This window comes from Nitrososphaera sp., assembly GCF_050748925.1.
Classification (GTDB): domain Archaea; phylum Thermoproteota; class Nitrososphaeria; order Nitrososphaerales; family Nitrososphaeraceae; genus Nitrososphaera.
The window spans coordinates 1-1,909 of record NZ_JBOGQF010000211.1; the positions used below are offsets into that span (position 1 = coordinate 1).

Here is a 1,909-nt window from a genome sequence, read left to right on the forward strand (position 1 = left end):
AAGAGCAAAACGCGGCCTGCCATGATGGCACAGATATGCGCCGGACCATATTTGACTCTTGCTTGATTTGTAGTACAAAGGCCGAACAATTCCCAAAAGTTATAAAGATTATGCGATAATTTTCAATATACATGAAGACCGCCCTTGCGCTTGGACTCGCCCTTTTGCCGTTATTGTTCGCCGTACTGCCGGCGTACGCCCACAGCGAGATAGAGCAGGGCGACGTCACCATAGTCGCCGGCTGGGCTGTCGAGCCCCCGCTGCAGGGCCAGGCCAACGCCATCGTGCTAGAGGTGACACAGGGCGGAGATCCGGCCACCAACGCGTTTGAGAACGCAGAAGTCACGATAAGAAAGGGCGGCATCAGCAAGGTCCTGGACATAAAGCCGGGCGAAGAGGCCGGCGCCTACAGCGCTGACATCATCCCGACGCAGCTGGGCCAGTACTCCATCGAGATCAAGGGCGACGTCGCCGGCCAGGACTTTGACGGGGTGGTAGAGATAGAAGACGTCGGCGACGCGCGCAGCCTCAACTTTCCAGAGGCCGGCGATGGAGGCCAAGGCGTGCCTGAAGACTTTATCGAGCAGATGCGCGGCGTGATAACCGACCTGACGACCCAGGTGGAAGGAGCTAGGGGATCTTCGCAGGACGCAAGGGATGCTGCGCAGAGCGCTGCCGAGTCGGCAGCAGAGGTCAGGGCATCGGCAGACAGGGCCTACCTTGTTGGCATGGTCGGCATCGGCGCAGGGGTTGCAGGCATTGCGATTGCAGTAGTTGCGCTGCGCAGGGCCTAGAGTTTTCTGCGCGCCGCTATTACCCCTATCCCGACTGCGGCGACCGCGACAAGCGCGCCAGCCGGAAACTCGGGCGTCACGCTAACTGAGAATTCCACAGAGTCATCCCTCGGAATGGCGGGAAGCCCCAGCCCGTAAATCAATACCTGCACGAAATAGTCGCCGTTTTCCTGGAATTTGTAGGGCACGGTGATCGTCCCTTCGGCATTGTGTATCGCAGACTGGCCGATCTGCTTTGCGGCATTGAATACTTCTTTGCCGTCCTGCAGTATCACAAAGTTGTAATCCTGGTGCTGGTGCAGGGTGCCTGTACCCGGCTCCAGAAAACTGACCTTGAACTTTGTTGAATTTGCATCCCATGTGGGCTCGAGCAAGATATCAAGGTCATCAGTCGATTGCATCATGCCGTCTTGCGCATAGACAGGAACGTTGGCAAATCCAAATCCAGTCAACAGTATTGCAGCAAATGCAAAGAAGCCTAGTTTTGCCATCGTCTACGGTTGGCGGCCAGGATAAATAAATTATCGCTAAAAGAAAAAGAGAGGAGATGGAAGGCTAGAACCTTCCAAAGCCCAGCGAGCTGCCCTTGACGCGGGCAAAGCCGATAGCCGCCACGAGCGACCCTGCAAGCACGAGCGCTGCTATGACGCCAAACTCTGGTGCGACAGTCGCGCCGGTGATGTCGACATAGGTCTCGCCTTCAGGCAGCGTGAACGATATGGTCGCGTGTGTTGCATTCGAGGTGCCTGGCTGGAATGCGACATCGTCGCCGCCGCTTGTGGTCACCGCAGAGATGCCGCTTATCAGGTCTGTCGGCAGCGTCAGCTCGACGTCGCCCGAGTCTTCAAACTCTATGCCGACCATCTTTTGTTCCGGCATGATTGTGGCCTCAAGTAACGAAGGGCTCTCAGAAGTAGCCATTACAGTGTAGGTGCTACCTTCGATTTCAGCCTCTACTTCATTTCCCCCCGTTGCGCCGCCGTCGCTTTCGCCCTCGCCGGCTACCATTACGGTCCCGACCATCGCGGGGTGCAGGCTGCAGTAGTACGGGTACTCTCCCGCCTCGGTGAACATGAATTCATAGGTCCCGTTCGCGAGTATCAACTCTGATGCGG

3 protein-coding genes are annotated in these 1,909 nt (G+C 57.0%); 1 reads left to right on the top strand and 2 read right to left on the bottom strand.

Annotated features, from left to right (window positions below; all coding sequences use genetic code 11):
- Nucleotides 1-131 precede the first annotated feature (131 nt).
- The gene (locus tag ACREAY_RS11570; protein WP_431755921.1) at nucleotides 132-794 is read left to right on the top strand and encodes a hypothetical protein; all 663 of its coding nucleotides are present in this window, start codon (nucleotides 132-134) and stop codon (nucleotides 792-794) included.
- Here the strand turns inward: ACREAY_RS11570 and ACREAY_RS11575 are convergent.
- The gene (locus ACREAY_RS11575; RefSeq protein ID WP_431755922.1) at nucleotides 791-1,285 is read right to left on the bottom strand and encodes a hypothetical protein; all 495 of its coding nucleotides are present in this window, start codon (nucleotides 1,283-1,285) and stop codon (nucleotides 791-793) included. The genes ACREAY_RS11570 and ACREAY_RS11575 overlap by 4 nt on opposite strands.
- Nucleotides 1,286-1,349: 64 nt before the next feature.
- Nucleotides 1,350-1,909 (bottom strand): cupredoxin domain-containing protein (locus ACREAY_RS11580; RefSeq protein WP_431755923.1); only part of this gene is annotated, 560 nt, incomplete at its 5' end.